Annotated in this window: 15 protein-coding genes and 1 tRNA gene; 12 read left to right on the top strand and 4 right to left on the bottom strand. The window is 65.3% G+C overall.

What is annotated here, in order from left to right:
- Positions 1–162: 162 nt before the first annotated feature.
- Positions 163–603 carry a hypothetical protein gene (locus tag M2343_RS06960; RefSeq protein ID WP_264576088.1) on the bottom strand — a complete coding sequence of 147 codons (441 nt, stop codon included), beginning with the start codon at positions 601–603 and terminating at the stop codon, positions 163–165.
- A gap of 251 nt (positions 604–854) precedes the next feature.
- Between M2343_RS06960 and M2343_RS06955 the strand changes: the two genes are divergently transcribed.
- Positions 855–2294 (top strand): FAD-binding oxidoreductase, encoded by a 1440-nt coding sequence (locus tag M2343_RS06955; RefSeq protein WP_264576087.1) that lies wholly within the window; start codon positions 855–857, stop codon positions 2292–2294.
- 86 nt (positions 2295–2380) lie between these two features.
- Entirely contained in the window at positions 2381–3160 is a 780-nt protein-coding gene (locus M2343_RS06950; protein ID WP_181559273.1) for a SapC family protein, read from the top strand.
- A gap of 258 nt (positions 3161–3418) precedes the next feature.
- Here the strand turns inward: M2343_RS06950 and M2343_RS06945 are convergent, their stop codons facing one another.
- On the bottom strand, positions 3419–4252 hold the full coding sequence (locus tag M2343_RS06945; RefSeq protein WP_264576086.1) for an N-formylglutamate amidohydrolase: 834 nt from the start codon (positions 4250–4252) through the stop codon (positions 3419–3421).
- Between the two features lie 210 nt (positions 4253–4462).
- Between M2343_RS06945 and cpdR the strand changes: the two genes are divergently transcribed.
- Together cpdR and M2343_RS06935 are read left to right on the top strand one after the other, a co-directional pair.
- Positions 4463–4840, top strand: a complete 378-nt coding sequence (cpdR, locus tag M2343_RS06940; RefSeq protein WP_181561372.1) for a cell cycle two-component system response regulator CpdR — start codon at positions 4463–4465, stop codon at positions 4838–4840.
- Positions 4841–4893: 53 nt separating this feature from the next.
- Positions 4894–4968, top strand: a tRNA-Val gene (locus tag M2343_RS06935).
- A 93-nt stretch (positions 4969–5061) separates the two neighbouring features.
- On the opposite strand, the gene M2343_RS06930 is transcribed toward M2343_RS06935, so the two are convergent.
- Positions 5062–5493: a DOPA 4,5-dioxygenase family protein gene (locus tag M2343_RS06930; protein WP_264572498.1), complete on the bottom strand. Its 432-nt coding sequence runs from the start codon at positions 5491–5493 to the stop codon at positions 5062–5064.
- Positions 5494–5679: 186 nt separating this feature from the next.
- On the opposite strand from M2343_RS06930, the gene M2343_RS06925 reads away from it, so the two are divergent.
- Genes M2343_RS06925 through bioB form a run of 3 tightly spaced genes read left to right on the top strand, consistent with a single transcriptional unit; the run spans position 5680 to position 8852 of the window.
- Positions 5680–6954: an O-acetylhomoserine aminocarboxypropyltransferase gene (locus M2343_RS06925; RefSeq protein ID WP_264576085.1), complete on the top strand. Its 1275-nt coding sequence runs from the start codon at positions 5680–5682 to the stop codon at positions 6952–6954.
- A 31-nt stretch (positions 6955–6985) separates the two neighbouring features.
- Positions 6986–7804 carry a heme-dependent oxidative N-demethylase family protein gene (locus tag M2343_RS06920; RefSeq protein ID WP_264576084.1) on the top strand — a complete coding sequence of 273 codons (819 nt, stop codon included), beginning with the start codon at positions 6986–6988 and terminating at the stop codon, positions 7802–7804.
- Between the two features lie 16 nt (positions 7805–7820).
- A complete protein-coding gene (gene bioB, locus M2343_RS06915) occupies positions 7821–8852 on the top strand; it encodes a biotin synthase BioB (RefSeq protein ID WP_264576083.1) in 1032 nt (343 codons plus the stop codon).
- A gap of 27 nt (positions 8853–8879) precedes the next feature.
- Here bioB and M2343_RS06910 read toward each other — a convergent pair whose 3' ends face one another.
- On the bottom strand, positions 8880–9563 hold the full coding sequence (locus tag M2343_RS06910; protein ID WP_264577516.1) for a CDP-alcohol phosphatidyltransferase family protein: 684 nt from the start codon (positions 9561–9563) through the stop codon (positions 8880–8882).
- Positions 9564–9742: 179 nt separating this feature from the next.
- On the opposite strand from M2343_RS06910, the gene M2343_RS06905 reads away from it, so the two are divergent.
- The 5 genes from M2343_RS06905 to M2343_RS06885 all read left to right on the top strand — a co-directional run bounded on the left by M2343_RS06905 (position 9743) and on the right by M2343_RS06885 (position 15703).
- Entirely contained in the window at positions 9743–11104 is a 1362-nt protein-coding gene (locus tag M2343_RS06905; protein ID WP_264576082.1) for an exopolysaccharide biosynthesis polyprenyl glycosylphosphotransferase, read from the top strand.
- A 114-nt stretch (positions 11105–11218) separates the two neighbouring features.
- On the top strand, positions 11219–12358 hold the full coding sequence (locus M2343_RS06900; RefSeq protein WP_264576081.1) for a glycosyltransferase: 1140 nt from the start codon (positions 11219–11221) through the stop codon (positions 12356–12358).
- Positions 12359–12424: 66 nt separating this feature from the next.
- Entirely contained in the window at positions 12425–13165 is a 741-nt protein-coding gene (locus M2343_RS06895; RefSeq protein ID WP_264576080.1) for a class I SAM-dependent methyltransferase, read from the top strand.
- 16 nt (positions 13166–13181) lie between these two features.
- A complete protein-coding gene (locus M2343_RS06890; RefSeq protein WP_264576079.1) occupies positions 13182–14522 on the top strand; it encodes a hypothetical protein in 1341 nt (446 codons plus the stop codon).
- Positions 14519–15703 (top strand): glycosyltransferase family 4 protein, encoded by a 1185-nt coding sequence (locus M2343_RS06885; RefSeq protein WP_264576078.1) that lies wholly within the window; start codon positions 14519–14521, stop codon positions 15701–15703. Before M2343_RS06890 ends, M2343_RS06885 begins: the two co-directional genes overlap by 4 nt.
- Positions 15704–15706: the final 3 nt, after the last annotated feature.

Here is a 15706-nt window from a genome sequence, read left to right as displayed (position 1 = left end):
CCAAGCCTGCCTTCAGTAATCTTAGTCGCAACGACGGCTCCCCTGTCGCGATTGACGCGACGTCCGCGAGCCTTGAGGCTCCCCGTCATGATAATGCTGCGGCGGCGATATGGTTTCTGGCCTCGAACGCGGGAAGCGAAATTCCGCCCCGCTTATCGGCAGTTATCGATCAGATCGCGCGCGCCTTGGCTCGTCGTCAGGCTCGGCGTGCACAACCTGGGGCGTGAGGCGCGAGAAGCGCTCGATCTCGCAGGCAGAGCCATTGCGAGCATGCAGCATGTCCCGCCCGGCGCACAGCACCCCATCCTTGTCGGGCGAGATGTAGAAGCCGGAATAGAAGTCCGCCGCCCGGCAGGCCCGCCCCAGATGCGCGCGGTAGCGCTCGGTGTTGCTCACCACCATCGTCACGCCATCGGCATGGGTCACCACCGCCGCGCGGATCAGGTTGAGCGGCAGGCAACGCGGGCCGCGGCCTTCCTTCCACTGGATCACCGGCGGCGCCGGTGCGGCTGTTCGGGGTTGCGCCGGCATGGTCGGGATGCGGATGATCACTCGCTGTTCGATGGAGAGCTGGGCGAGCTGGACCTGATCCATGCGCGCCATCGGGCTCATCTTCGGGGCCGCCACGCGCTGCTCGGCCTCTACGGCCTGCGATGCTCCCAAAAGCAGGAGCGGCAGCAAAATGGTTGGCGACGATGCTGGCAATGAACTGACCCCAGGGGAGGAAAATGCCCTAACCCTTACCGCTTGAACAGCCGATTAATTGTATGATCAACAACGAAGGCGCGCGCTTCGCAAGCATTTTTGCGCGCAGATGGTGGTCATGCGCCAGCGTAGAGGGCATATAGGCGGGCATGATCTCCGAGACAGTTCTGGACGCCTTTCGTGCGATTGCCGGCTCCCGTGGCCTGATAGAGGATCGCGATCTGATCGTGCCTTGGCTGGGTGACTGGCGTGGCAAATATCATGGCGAGGCGGTCGCCATTTTGACGCCGCGCTCCACGCAGGAGGTGGCCGCGATGGTCCGCTGCGCGCACGATCATGGCGTCGCTTTGGTGCCGCAGGGCGGGAATACCTCCATGGTCGGCGGCGCCACACCCCCGGCCGATGGCAGCGCCCTCATCCTCTCGCTCCGCGCGATGAACCGGATTCGCGCGATCGATCCCGCCGCCAATCTTGCCGTGTGCGAGGCAGGTGTCATTCTCTCGACCCTGCATGAGGCGGCAGCGGCGGTCGGTCGGCGGTTTCCGCTGAGCCTGGGTGCCAAGGGATCGGCAACGGTCGGCGGGCTCGTCTCCACCAATGCCGGCGGCACGCAGGTGCTGCGGCACGGGACGATGCGCGCGCTGGTGGAGGGCATCGAGGCGGTGCTGCCGGATGGCTCGATCCACGATGGGATTGCCGCGCTCAAGAAGGACAATCGGGGTTACGATCTCAAGCAGCTGCTTATCGGGGCGGAAGGAACGCTGGGGATCGTGACGGCCGCGAGCCTTCGTCTGGTGCCCGCGATTGCCGATCGGGCCGTGGCGTGGGCCGGCGTGGAAGACCCCGCGCAGGCGCTGGCGCTGTTGAGGTTTCTCGAGCGGCGCCTCGGGTCCGTCGTGGAGGGATTCGAGGTGATGGCGCGCGATACGCTCGGCCATGTGCTCGATGTGATCCCCGACACTCGCGCGCCGATCGAGACCAGGACGCCGTGGAATGCGCTGATCGAGGTGGATCTGGACGCGGCCGACGAGCAAGAGAGCGCGGCTGCCCGGCTGGAGGCCGCTCTGGCCGAGGCCTTCGAACAAGGTCTGGTCGTCGATGCGGCCATCGCCGCCAGCGAGGCGCAGGCTGAGGCATTCTGGAAGCTGCGGGAAAGCGGATCGGAGGCGGAGCGGGCGCAAGGCCCCGCGCTGCAGTTCGATGTGAGCGTGCCGATTGCGGACATGCCCCGCTTCATGATCGAGGCGGCAGCGGCGTGCGAGGCGCGGTTCCCGGGGGCGACGGCTTCGTCCTTCGGACATCTTGGCGATGGCAATGTGCACTTCCATGTTCGCGCGCCGGCCGGCACCGGCCCAGGGCAGGGGGCGGACTGGCTCGCCTCGCACGGAGAAGAGGCAACGCGCTTCGTCAACGACATCGTCGTGGCGATGCACGGATCGATCTCGGCCGAGCACGGGATCGGCCAGATGAAGATCGCGGAGTTTGCACGTCTTACGCCACCCGCCCAGCTGAATGCGGTGCGGGCGATCAAGCGGGCGTTCGATCCACAGGGCCTATTCAATCCCGGCAAGCTTGTGCCCCTTGCCTAGGCCCGAGCGGCCCTTTATGGCCGGGCGTCATTCAGCCGGCCCATCGGGAACGGGCTGATCCATGTCCGTTTCAGGAGACCGATGTCATGGCCAGCGCGCCACAAGCCCAGAATTTGCCTCTGCTTTACAACGACCTGGTGCCGCTCAATGTGGAGCAGCACGGCAAGTACACGCTGCGCAACTATGACACCGCGCCGCATATCGTGGGCGTCCACGCCGTCCCGCTGACGCTCGACGAGTTCGCGCAGGCCCAGCGTTTCCTGCCGATCGTCTTCTCCAGCGGCCCCAATCCCGTGCCGCTGGCGCTGATGGGCCTCAACGAGGGCGTCAACACGCTGGTCGACAGCGAGGGCAAGCTGCGCCGCGAGGACGGCTATGTTCCCGCCTATATCCGTCGCTACCCCTGGATGCTGGTGCGCCTGCGTCCGGATTCCGACGAGCTGTCGCTGTGCTTCGATCCGACCAGCGAAATCGTCGGGGAGTATGAGGACGGTCGTCCGCTCATCGAAAATGGCGAGGCCAGCGAGCTGACCAAGGAACTGCTCGCTTTCTGCCAGCAGTTTGAGGAAGCTGCGATGCGCACCGGCCAGTTCGTCAAGGAACTGCAGGAGCAGGAGCTTTTGATGGACGGCGAGCTGAGCATCCAGATTCCCGATCAGGAGCAGCCCTTCGTTTATCGCGGCTTCCAGATGGTCAATGAGGAAAAGCTGCGCGAGCTGCGCGGCGATCAGCTGCGCAAGTTCAACCAGAGCGGTGCGCTTCCGCTCATTCATGCGCATCTGTTCTCGCTGCAGGGCATGCGCGAGCTGTTCTTCGCTCAGCGCGCTCTCGGCCTCGGCCCGGTGCCGGCCTACCAGATCAGCTAAATCGCGCCGCTCGCCCAGCCGATCCATTTTTTCGGCGGGGCGAGGCGATAAGTTGAAAAAATCATCTACCTCTTGCGGCCCGGGCTTGAAAAGGCTCGGGCCGTGCCTTAACTTCAAAATACGTAATGGCTTGTTCCCCCTTTCGAGCCGTTGCGTGGGCGTCCCGCCCTTTCGGGACGTCTCCTCCCTGAACCTGGGCCACCCTGTGCATCGCACGGGGTGGTTTTTTATGGTTAAACGGAGATGGCTCAGTCTGCGCTATTCGGCCGCCAGCGGCCGGGCAAAGTCAATCAGCTCGCGCGAGAGATGCTCGGCCAATGTCACGAGAAGGGCCTGCACATCGGCAAGGCCAGGGCCGGGTTCGGCCATTGTCGCATCCAGATAGAGCGACCGATCGAATTCGATCTGAATGGCGTGAACGTCCCGCTCGGGCCGGCCATGTCGCTCGAGAATGTGGTTACCAGCATAGGGCGCGTTGATCGCCACCGGCAGCCGGTGCCGGCGAATGACGTCCGCACACAGGTCGGTCAGCCGATCCGTTGCGCTCCGCCCGAATCGGTCGCCGATCACCACGCGCGGAGTCGGTATGTCGGCCGTGGTGGCCTTGAGCGGTGGCATGGAATGAATGTCGAGCAGCAGCGCGATGCCATAGCGCCGGCGCGTCACTTCAAGAGCGGCCCCCAGCGCGGCGTGATAGGGGCGATGGACCTGCTCGATATGCTGGCACAGGGCGGCATAGGGCAGGGGGTCGCGCCAGAGACCGCCCGTCGTCGCCAGCCGCTCCGGGATCAGCCCCAGGCCACCGCGCAATTTTGCGCTGCTCTGGCCACGAAAGCTCCATGGCGCCCCCTGGATGCCACGCAGATCGACCTCCCGCTCGTCGCGATTGAGATCGATCAGGGCGCGGGGCTGGCGCGCGATCAGCACATGATGGCCTTGCTCGATGAGCCTTTCCACCAGCAGATCGGCATAGCGGTCCTCCAGCCCTTGCAACGCCTTTTGCGAAACGCGGGCCCGCGCAAGCAGGGCGGGGGAATAATCCCGCCCCGCGTGAGGGACGGCGAACACCAGAGGGCCGCGATCACCGGCCACGCCGTAGTGATGAAACGCGTCATGACTCCGGGCAGGCTTGGGTCGCAATGGTCCTCCACAGGGCCGCTTGCGGCTGCGAAATTTTCCGCAATTGGCCGCAACTGATGGAAATTCTTAATCGCTTTTCGCATAAAGCAAGGGGTGACGCCAAGGCCTATCAGGCTTTATGGCGGTGTGATCGACGAGTATCCCGGAGGCTTCGGCACGCGCATGTTTCGCATTTTGTTGGCGGAAGACGATGACTCGATGCGGCAGTATCTCGTTCGTGCGCTCGAACGCTCCGGCTATGAGGTCGTGGCGGTGGACCGGGGCACGGCGGCGGTGCCGATCATCGAGGCCGAGCATTTCGATCTGCTGCTGACCGATATCGTGATGCCGGAAATGGACGGCATTGAGTTGGCCCAGCATGTCGCGTCCGTCTCGCCGCATACGCGCGTGATGTTCATCACAGGCTTTGCAGCGGTGACCCTGCGCGCGGGGCGCGTCGCGCCGGAAGCCAAGGTTCTCTCCAAGCCGTTTCACTTGCGCGATCTGGTGATGGAGGTCGACCGAATGTTCAATCGCACCAGCGCGGAGAACCTTCTCTGATATTTGCGCTTGCGCCGCCCTCGCGCGTTGCGTAAGGGCCTCTCCTCTCAAGTGGGCGTGTAGCTCAGTGGTAGAGCACTGTGTTGACATCGCAGGGGTCGCAAGTTCAATCCTTGCCACGCCCACCATGGAAAACCCCGCCAGGTTCAACGACTTGGCGGGGTTTTTCTATGTCTGTCGCGCCGCTCCGAGAGGCGCTGCGGCGAGGGGATGCTGCCTCGCTAGATGGTGACTCCGGCGACGGGCGCGGAATTGATCTCACCGACGTCATTCGGCTCTGCGCCCTCGGTCGGCAGACGGTCTCCCAGGATCGCCTGCGGGGTGCCGATCCACAGCGCGTCCTCCAGATGATCGCGCCGCTGGTTCAGCGTATTGGGATGAATGAGGATGCTCAGTCCGCCGTGGTTGAGCATCAGCCAGGGCACCAGCGTGTCGAACAGATCGCAGGCAAAGGCGATCTGGAACATGGATTGCGTGTGCGGCCCGACCAGCCGATCGTGCCAGCGCCCCAGCCGGACAGAAAATCGATCGGACACGCCCGCGCGCAGGCGCTCCGCCACCGGGCGCGTCGCGGCATCATAATAAATATGCGCATGATAGCTGCCGATCTCGGCGATCTGGCGGGGGCGGGGCGTGGGATCCTGGATGTGCATGGCGTGTCCTGTCTGTGGTGCCTAGTTGGCGATCGGGAGCGATCTCTGCAAGCAGGTGGAGGATCATCGGTCTGCGGGCACGCGCTGGCGGTAGGCTTTGCGCCGGTGAGGCGCTAAGGAGCGTTCTGTATGGCGGTCCATGCCGCTGTCGGTCACGCTTCGCGCAATACAAAGGAGAGCAATCCCGTGAGCCAGAAGATCGATACCCTCGCTGTCCACGCCGGAACCGAGCCCGACCCGACGACCAAGGCGCGGATCACGCCGATCTACCAGACGGCATCCTATGTGTTCGACGATGCCGACCATGCCGCGCGTCTCTTTGCGCTGGAGGAATTCGGCAACATCTACACGCGAATCATGAACCCCACCAACGGCGCGCTGGAAGGCAAGATTGCCGCGCTTGAGGGCGGTGCCGCCGCGCTGGCCGTGGCCTCGGGTCATGCCGCGCAGTTCCTGGCGTTCCACACGCTGCTCGAAGCCGGCGATCACATCGTCGCGGCCAAGAAGCTGTACGGTGGCTCGCTCAACCAGATCGGCCACAGCTTCAAGAAGATGAGCTGGGGCTCGACCTTCGTGGATGCGGATGATCCGGCTAATATCGCTGCGGCGATCACGGACCGCACGCGCGCCGTGTTCATCGAGAGCCTCGCCAATCCCGGCGGCGTGGTGCAGGATATCGAGGCGATCGCGAAGATCGCGCATGATGCCGGCATTCCGCTGATCGTGGACAACACGCTGGCCACGCCGGTGCTTTGCCGTCCGATCGAGCATGGCGCGGACATTGTGGTGCATTCGGTCACCAAGTTCCTCAACGGCCATGGCAATTCCATCGGCGGCGTGATCGTGGACGCGGGCAAGTTCGATTGGGTGAAGTCCGGCAAGTTCCCTGCGCTGACCCAGCCCAACGACTCCTATCACGGCGCGGTGCTCAGCGACGCGGTGGGACCGATTGCCTTCATCATCGCCTGCCGGGTGCTGGGCCTGCGCGATCTGGGGCCGGCGCTGGCGCCGATGAACGCGTTTCTCGCGCTCACGGGCATGGAGACACTCTCGCTGCGCATGGAGCGGCATTGCGATAACGCGCTGGCGCTGGCGCAGTGGCTCCAGAAGCATCCCAAGGTGGAGTGGGTGCGCTATGCCGGTCTGCCGGACGATCCCTATCATGCGCTCGCGCAGCGTTATCTGGGCGGCAAGGGCGGCGCCGTGTTCACCTTCGGCGTGAAGGGTGGGCGCGAGGCTGGCATCAAGCTCGTCTCCGGCGTCAAGCTGTTCAGCCACCTGGCCAACATCGGCGATACCCGTTCGCTGATCATCCACCCTGCTTCGACCACCCATAGCCAGCTGTCAGAGGCGGAACTGGTCGCCGCTGGCGCCGGGCCGGACGTGGTGCGCGTGTCGGTCGGCATCGAGCATATCGACGACATCATCGCCGACATGGCGCAGGCGCTGGACGCGCTCTGACGATGACAGGAGGGCACGGAGGCGGGGCGGCATGACGCTTGGCTTCTCCGTGCCCGATCTGCTGGGGGCCGCGCGGATGGGCCGGGCGATGACCATGGGCCTGCGCCGCGTGCCGGAGGAGGAGTGGCTCTGGCCGGACTTCGACCGCGCCGCCCGCGCCGCCGTGTTCGATGCGCACCCAGAGGCGGTGCAACTTCTGCCCGGCGCCGAGGGCGCCGTCCGCGAGGTCGGCGCGATGATCGGCATTTCAGGAGATCTGGGCGATATCGCGCGCGGCTGCTGGGAAGATCTGTGCATCATGCAGCAGGCGGAGCCGGGTGACCCGTGGCACCTTACGGCCGCTGCGGTGGGCTTCCCAACCGACTGGCGCCTTGCGGACAAGATCGGCAGACCGATGGCGCAGATCCATGCGCCCATCCAGGGCTATGCCGAGCAATTGGCCGCCGGTGTCGATCATTTCCTGAATGGGCTGAAAACGGGGCCAATTTTCGCGCGGGCCAACTGGTTCATCGTGCCGTCCATGGAGTGGCGCTATCTTCCGACCGTCGATGAGGCCGCCGCGTTTGCGCATGTCACGCCGGACAATGCCGGGCAGACGCTGATCGTCCGCTGCGAGCGGCAAACGCTGAGGCGCCTGCCGGAGAGCGGCGCCATCCTCTTTACCATCGGCATCGCCCGCGAGCGTCTCTGCGATCTGCCGGGAGAATGGCCTGCGCGGCTCAGCGCGGCGCTTGCTGCGATGCCCGCCGACGAACAGGCGCGGCGGCTGGTTGGGCGTTATGCGGATGACCTCAGGCGCTATGCGGATGCCGTCAATGGCAAGAGTGGCTTTTCAAGCGCCTCGGCCTGAGGCAGAGGGGCAGACTATGACACAGCTTTCATCCCCAGCTGCGCCGGTGACAACCGCCCCCCGCACCGACTGGACGCGCGAGGAAATCGCCGCGCTGTTCGATCTGCCGTTCATGGATCTCCTCTATGAGGCGCAGGGCGTGCATCGGGCCAATCATCCGCGCAATGAGGTGCAGCTCTCGACGCTGCTCTCGATCAAGACCGGCGGCTGCCCGGAGGATTGCGGCTATTGCAACCAGTCCGTCCATGCCGAGACCGGCCTCAAGGCCACCAAACTGATGGACGTGCGCGCCGTGCTGCAATCCGCCGCGCAGGCCAAGGATGCCGGCTCGGGCCGCTTCTGCATGGGGGCAGCCTGGCGCAACCCCAAGGACCGCGACATGCCCGCCCTCATCGAGATGGTAAAGGGCGTGCGCGAGATGGGCATGGAAACCTGCATGACGCTGGGGATGCTGACGCCCGGTCAGGCCCAGATGCTCGCCGAAGCCGGACTGGATTATTATAATCACAACATCGACACCGCGCCGGAGAAATATGGCGAGGTGATCACGACGCGCAGCTTTGCCGACCGGATCGAGACGCTGGAAGCCGTGCGCTCCGCGGGGATCAACGTCTGTTGCGGTGGCATTGTGGGTATGGGCGAGACGCGCGAGGATCGCATCGGATTTATCCACGCGCTGGCGACGATGCCGCATCCGGAGAGCGTGCCGATCAACGCGCTGGTCCCCGTGAAGGGCACCGTGCTCGGCGACATGCTCGCCGATACGCCGCTCGCCAAGATCGACGAGATCGAGTTCGTCCGCACGGTGGCGGTGGCGCGGCTCGCCATGCCGCAGGCGATGGTCCGCCTTTCAGCGGGGCGGGAGAGCATGAGCGAGGCCTGTCAGGCGCTCTGCTTCATGGCCGGGGCCAACAGCATCTTCACCGGCGACAAGCTGCTCACCACACCCAATGCCGGCGACGACAAGGATGGCGCGCTGCTCGCAAAGCTCGGCATCGCGGCGATGCAGGCTGCGTCGCATGGTCATCTGGAAGAGGCCGCCGAATAAGGCAGGCTGCGTCGGGCGCCGCGCCGTTTAGCCGCGCCGGGCGTTGTCCGACCGGGACAGTTGACGGCCCGCAACGAGCGTCTGGCTGACGAACAGCACCACGAAGATCACGCCCACGCCGCCAACGATCATGTCGAATGGCGAGATGGCCGGCGCTTTGGTGGGGTCGGTGAGCATCATGCCGATGGTCATGCCGATCAGCACGAAGCGCAGCTCCGTCGGCCCGGCTATGCCATAGGAGAGCTTGAATTCGCCCATCACCCGAGCCGCGAGATAGGCGTGGATGGAGAGCAGCAGATAGCCGACGACCGCGAACATCGCGACGTCCACCCGGACATAGGGGCTGAACCCCATGCCGCCCAGAATGAGCAAGGTAACGATGCCGTCGCAGCTATGGTCGATGAAGTAACCGTAGGATGGCCGCTCAATGTGGCGATAGCGGGCGAGGCTGCCATCCAGTGAGTCGCCGAACCACTGCATCACATAGCCGGCCATCGCCAGCCACAGCCATTGGTCGCCGAAGCTGCTGCCGGCATAACCGACGAAGGTGGCAAGCCCGCCCACCACGCCCAACGTCGTGAGCATATCGGGCGTGACCCAGCGGGGCATGATGCTGCACAGCCAGTTCAGCAGACGTCTCTCCGGCGCCGCAAGCAGGTTGTTTTGGATCCTGTTCACGGCTGGCGCTGGTCTGTTGGGGCTATGCTGCATCATCTCTCCGCGGCGTTCTGGGGCGGCCGTCATAAAAGGGTCATACACGATATTCCAGCGATGATCCCGAATTCCTGCCCCGGCGCGGGACATATGTTGCTGGAACTGCGACGGATGCCACCGCGCCGCCCACGCACAATCTCGTTGACGGCCCCCGCGCAGGGGCATAGCGCGCGGCCATGGCAGCCAAACCAGCGCAGTCGAAGGAAGCAGCACGCCTGCGCCTCTATCTGCTGAGCATCATGCTCGACATGCTGGTGCTCGGGCTGGCCTTTGCCTTGGCCAATCTTCTGGTACTGGGGTCCCTCATCGGCGAGCCAGGCAAGCCGCATGGCTTGGTGATGGCGGCGATGATCGTGCCCGTCTACGTGCTCATTGCCGTGCATGGCGGCGTCTACGGGATAAGGATGATCGGCAATCGCCGGGCGAGCGCCGCCAAGGCGGTATGGTCGCTTGCGCAAGCGGTGATGCTGACCCTGTTCATCATCTACCTCGGCAAGATCGCCGAGCAGTTGTCGCGCCTGACCTTCATGGTCGGCCTGGCCTTGTCTGCCGGCGGGCTGATCGCGGTGCGTCCGCTGATCGACAGGCTGGCAATCTGGCTGGTCGGCGCGGTGCCGCACATCACGGTGCTGCTGGTGGATGGCGTCGAGATCGAAACGCCGCGCGATGCCTGGCGGGTGGATGCGCAGGCGATCGGCTTCGATCCCACCGCGCGGGATGCCAAGATGGCCGAGCGCCTCGCCGATGGTGTCGGCGGCGCCGAGCGGGTGGTCGTCGCGTGCCCGGCCGAGCGGATCGCGGACTGGCGCATCGCGCTCACCTCCCTGTCCGCCAAGGGAGAAATCCTGGTGCCGGAAATGCGCCAGTTCGTGCCCGCGAAAGTGAGCGCCTTTGCCGATCATCCGACGCTGGTGGTGGCCGGTGGACCGCTGCTGTTCCGGGACCGGTTGTTGAAGCGGCTGTTCGATCTGGCGATCTGCGTGCCGGCGATCCTGGCGCTCTCGCCGATCCTCATTTTCGGCGCGCTGGCGGTGAAGCTCTCGGGGCCGGGGCCGGTGTTCTTCCGCCAGCAGCGGCTGGGGCGCGATGCGCGGCCGTTCATGATCCTCAAATTCCGCACTATGCATATGGCGCTGAGCGACCTCAAGGCGGACAAGCTCACCGAAAAGGACGATCCGCGCGTGACCCGCATCGGCGCCTTTCTGCGGCGCACGAGTATCGATGAACTGCCGCAGCTTTTCAATGTGTTGAAAGGCGATATGAGCATCGTCGGTCCACGCCCGCACGCCCCCGCGGCGAAGGCGGCGCAGAGCCTCTACTGGGAGGTCGATGAGCGCTATTGGGCGCGGCATTGCATCAAGCCGGGCATGACCGGGCTGGCCCAGGTGCGTGGGCATCGCGGCCCGACCGACCGGCACGAGGATCTCATCAATCGGCTCCAGTCCGATCTTGAATATGTGACCAACTGGTCGATCTGGCGAGACCTGCGGATCATCGTCGCGACGCTGCGAGTGCTGGCGCATGACAATGCATTTTGAGGGCGGGCGCGGTGCTCCTGCGAAAGCAGGAGCCCAAGACGCAACCGACAGGCTTTGCAGCCCTGGACTCCTGCTTTCGCAGGAGAACAGTCGGGTGCCGAGCGGAGATGTCCGGTGACGCCCGTCGATGTGATCCTCGCCCTCATCATCGTGCTATGTGCGGTGTTGCTGGTCTGGCCGTTCCTGATCTATCCGCTCATTCTGCGAATGCTGCCGACCAAGCCGGTCCAGCAAGCGGGTGTAGCGGCCCCGCCCACCGTCTCGCTGCTCTTCTGCGCTTATAACGAGGCCGCATCGCTGCCCACGAAGATCGAGAATCTGCGTGCGCTCAAAGCGCGGCATCCGGCATCACAGATACTCGCCTTCGACGATGGGTCCAGCGATGGCACAGGCGATCTGCTGGCGCAGGCACAGGGCGTCCTCACCCTGTTGCGCGGTCCGGGCCGCAGCGGCAAGGCGCACGGGATGAAGCAGCTGGCGGCCATGGCCACGGGCGACATCCTCGTCTTCACCGACGCCAATGTGCTGCTCGATGCGGACGCCATCGATGCGCTGCTGCCATATTATGCCGATCCGCAGGTCGGCGGCGTGCTCGGCTCGCTGCATTATGACGGCGCGGATCGCAGTGCCTCGGCGTCTGTGGGCGCGCTCTACTGGCGGCTTGAGGAGCATCTCAAGGATATCGAGTCGCGCACCGGCAATGTGATGGGGGCGGACGGGTCGATATTCTCGATGCGGCGCGCGCTCTATCCTGATTTCCCGGATAGCGTGCTGGACGATCTCACCGTCTCCATGGCCGTGGTCTTTGCCGGCCGCCGACTCATCAAGGCCAAGGACGTGATCGCCCGTGAGGCGATGGTAGCCCAGCGCGCGGATGAATATCGCCGCAAGGTGCGCATCGCCGCCCGCAGCTGGCACACGCACCGGCATTTGCGGGCGCGATTGCGGCGGATGAGCCGGCTCGACCGGTTCAAATATGGCTCGCGCAAGATCGTGCGCTGGTTCGGTGGCCTGTGGATCGGGCTGGCGGTTCTCGCGGCGCTGGCGCTGGCCTGGCGGATCACGCCTGTTGCCGCCGTCGCGCTGGTGGCGGCCGGGCTGGTGCTGGCGATGCTGGGCGCGATGGCACGGCGCGGGCCGCTCGCGGCGATCTTCGACCTGCTGCTGGCTTATATGGCGACCTTGAAGGGCGTGATGCTCGCCATGCGCGGGCAGACCTTCACGCTGTGGACGCCCGCCAAGTCCCGCGACTGAGGCCGTGCACGCAAAGATGTGCGGTTCCTCTCGCTTTCGGGGTGCAGCATTGTATAGGCTCGCGCCATGATCACCATGCAACGCGTGCGCAAGGCCGCAGGTAAGCATTTCTCGAGAGCCGAACTGGCCGTGCGGTCAGCCTTCGGTGCTGCGCGTGACCGGCACTGCCCGGCGTGCCGGCGCGATGTGGTGGGCTTCTTTCGCTATGGCGACGAAGCCGAATGGGGGTGCCTCGATTGCGGCGCATCGCCACGCGAACGGCTGATGCATCATCTCCTTGATGAAGGTGTCATCACCCTGCCGGCATGGAGCGCGGTGCTGCATTGCGCGCCGGGCGAGGCGAGCCTGATCGAGCGGTTCCGCGCCCATGCCGGCGATTATGTGCCCGCTGATATCGACCCCTCCCGCTATGCCGTCCCCGGTGTCCAGCACCTGGACCTGATGGCGATGACCGACGAGTCGCGCTACGACCGCATTTATGCCAGCCATGTGATGGAGCATGTGCCTGACGACGCGGTGGTGCTGCGCAACCTGCTGCGGGCGCTCAAGCCCGGGGGCGAGGCCTGGCTGCTTGTGCCGCTGTGGGATCGCCCCAGCGAGGATGGCCCGCCGGATCTCTCCGGCCGCGAGCGGGAGCGGCGCTTCGGCCAGTGGGACCATGTCCGCCAATATGGCCGCGACTTTGCCGAGCGCATCCGCGCGGCCGGGTTCGAGGTGGACCTGATCGATGCCGCGTCCCGGCCGCCCGAAGCGGTCAGGCGGGAGGCCCTGGCCGACACGCTGTTCCGCGCCCGTCGACCGGCATGATGAGCCTGCGGGGGTGATGGCCGGCCTGATCGCGCTGGCGGGGCGTCTTGAGCGTCATTCCGGGCTGCTCGGGCTGGTGAAGCTGGGCAATGTGGCCCTCGCCATGCTGTGGGGCTTCGTCGTCACCTTCGTGTTCGTGCGCATTCTCCCCCTTGAGGAATTTCGTGGCTTTCTGCTGCTGGTCGCGTTCGCCAACTTCACGGTGTCCGCCGAGCTTGGCCTCAGCGCCATCGCCTACGCGCGATTGAGGCGCTTACGGGTGAGCGGGGAGGGCGCTTTCGATCCCGCCGAACTGGTCGCCCTGCTGTGGATTCTGGCCGGCCTCGTGGTCGTCGGCGCGATGCTGATCGGTGGCGCCATCGCGACGGGCTGGCTGAAGACCGACTATCCGGCGCTGTTCATCACCTTCTATCTCGTCGCCGCCTTCAATCTGCTCACCCTGCTGGCGCGGCGGGCGCTGGCCGCGGTCGATCACAATCTCTGGTGGGAAGCGCTCGACAGCATCCGCCGTATCTCCGGCCTCGCGCTACTATTGGCCGCGCTAGGGCCGCTGCCGATCCTCGCCTCGGTGCTCATTCAGCTGGTCGTCGCGCTCGGGGTGCTCTGCGCCGGGCTTGCGACCTTCCACGCGACATTGGCGATGCGGCGGCGCGACTGGATTGTGCTGGGGCCAGGGCTGGCGGCGGTGCGCGCACATTATCTCTCCGATTTCGGCCGGACCGGCATTCTCACCCTGTGTGATGTCGGCGCCTATAACGCACCCTATTTCACCATCGTCGCGGTGACGCCGGACCCACGGCCGCTGCTGCTCTTCGATCTGGTGTTCAAGCTGTCCCGCGCGCTGTCCGCCGTCATTCGCGCTCTTGCGGAGACGGTTCTGCCCGGCCTGACCCGCGCGGCCTATCAGGGCGATGGGGCCGGCGTGCGGCGCGCTGTCCTGCGCTGCCTTGGCTGGTCGCTGGGTGCCACGATGGCAGGCAGCATAGGACTGCTGATCGCGGGAAAGCTGGTCGCCCACATCATATTCGATGGCAATCTCGACCTGCAATATTCTGAAATTGCGATGATGATTGCGCTGCTTTTTGGCCTCAGCCTCATTTGCGTCTCGGTCTATCTGCAGTGGGGACTTGGGCGGTTCGCGGCCTTGCTGCGGCCTTCGATGCTGCTTTTGCTCGGCAGTGTGCTGGCGGTTCCGCTCGCCTTGCCCATGCATGAGAGCCTCGGCTGGACTCTCTCCGCCGGGTTTCTGGCTCTCTACGCCGCTGTTCATGTTTCGCTGGGGCTGGTTCATGGGCGTATGCTGATGCATCTGACAGGAGCGCGGGGCACAAAGGCGCAGGCAAGGGGCAGCGTGTGAAGATTTCGATGATCGACCCCTCGCTGTTCACGCCGCGCTATGATGATGGGCTGTGCGAGGCGCTGGCCGCGCGCGGCAATGACGTAACGCTGATCGGGCGGCCGATGCGCGAGACCGATGCCATCGTGCCCAAGCGCTACCGCTATGAGCCCCGCTTCTTCCGCATCGGCGAGCGGCTGCGGCCGGTGCTGGGCGATGGCCGCGTCGGGCAGATCGCCAAGGCCGCCGATTATGCGCTGGATGCCCGGCTCGGCCGCCTCGGCTCCCTTGCAGGCGATGTGGCGCATTTCCAGTGGCTACCATTGGCCATGGTGGACAAGATCCTGCTCGATCGGCTGGCCGGCCGGACGGCGCTGGTCCACACCGTCCACAATGCGCGCCCGTTCCATGGCGAGGATCGCTCGGGCGTGCAGGGGCGCGGCTATGAGGCGCTGCTGCGGCAGTTCGATCTTCTGATCGTCCATAGCGAGCAGACGCGCGAGACGCTGCTCAAGCAGGGGATCGACCCTGCCGACATCGCGCTGGTGCCGCATCCGCCGATGACCTTGCGGGAAGCAACAGCGGAGGATTTGGCCGCCGTCCCGCGCGGAACCGTGCCGCGCATTCTCTTCTTCGGCACGATTCGGCCCTACAAGGGGCTGGATTTGCTGGTGCAGGCCTGTCTCGGTCTCTGGCGGGACGGGCTCGTCTTCGAGCTGGCGATTGCCGGCAAGCCGTTCATGCCGGTCGAAGCCTTCCTGCAAGCCATTCATGGCGGCGGCTTCAGTGAACGGCTGGTGACCGATCTCGGCTTCCTCACCGAGCATCGCCTCGATGCGCATCTGCGCGCCGCGGACATTCTGGCGTTTCCCTATCGCGAGATCGATTCGAGCGGTGCCTTCCTCTCCGCGCTGCGCTATGGCGCCGCCATGGTAACCAGCGATGCCGGCATGTTCGGCGACCTTCCCGATGCCGTGGCCACGCGCTTTCCGGCGGGCAATGCCCCGGCGCTGGCGGTGGCCCTGCGCCAGCTCATCGTCGATGCGCGCCGTCGGCAGGAGGCGGGTGAGGCCGCGCGCGCCCATGGTCAGGTGATGACCGGATGGGATGTCGCCGCCGCGCAGACGCAAGAGGCCTACCAGACCGCCCGTGAGCGTTTCGCGGCCAGAACGGGGCACACAGTCGGGGAGAGCGCGGCATGATTG

Origin of the sequence: Sphingobium sp. B8D3B (genome assembly GCF_025961875.1) — a bacterium.
In the GTDB taxonomy this organism is placed as follows: domain Bacteria; phylum Pseudomonadota; class Alphaproteobacteria; order Sphingomonadales; family Sphingomonadaceae; genus Sphingobium.
The sequence above is the reverse complement of the archived record's forward strand: the minus strand, read 5'-3'. Positions and strand labels throughout refer to the sequence as shown.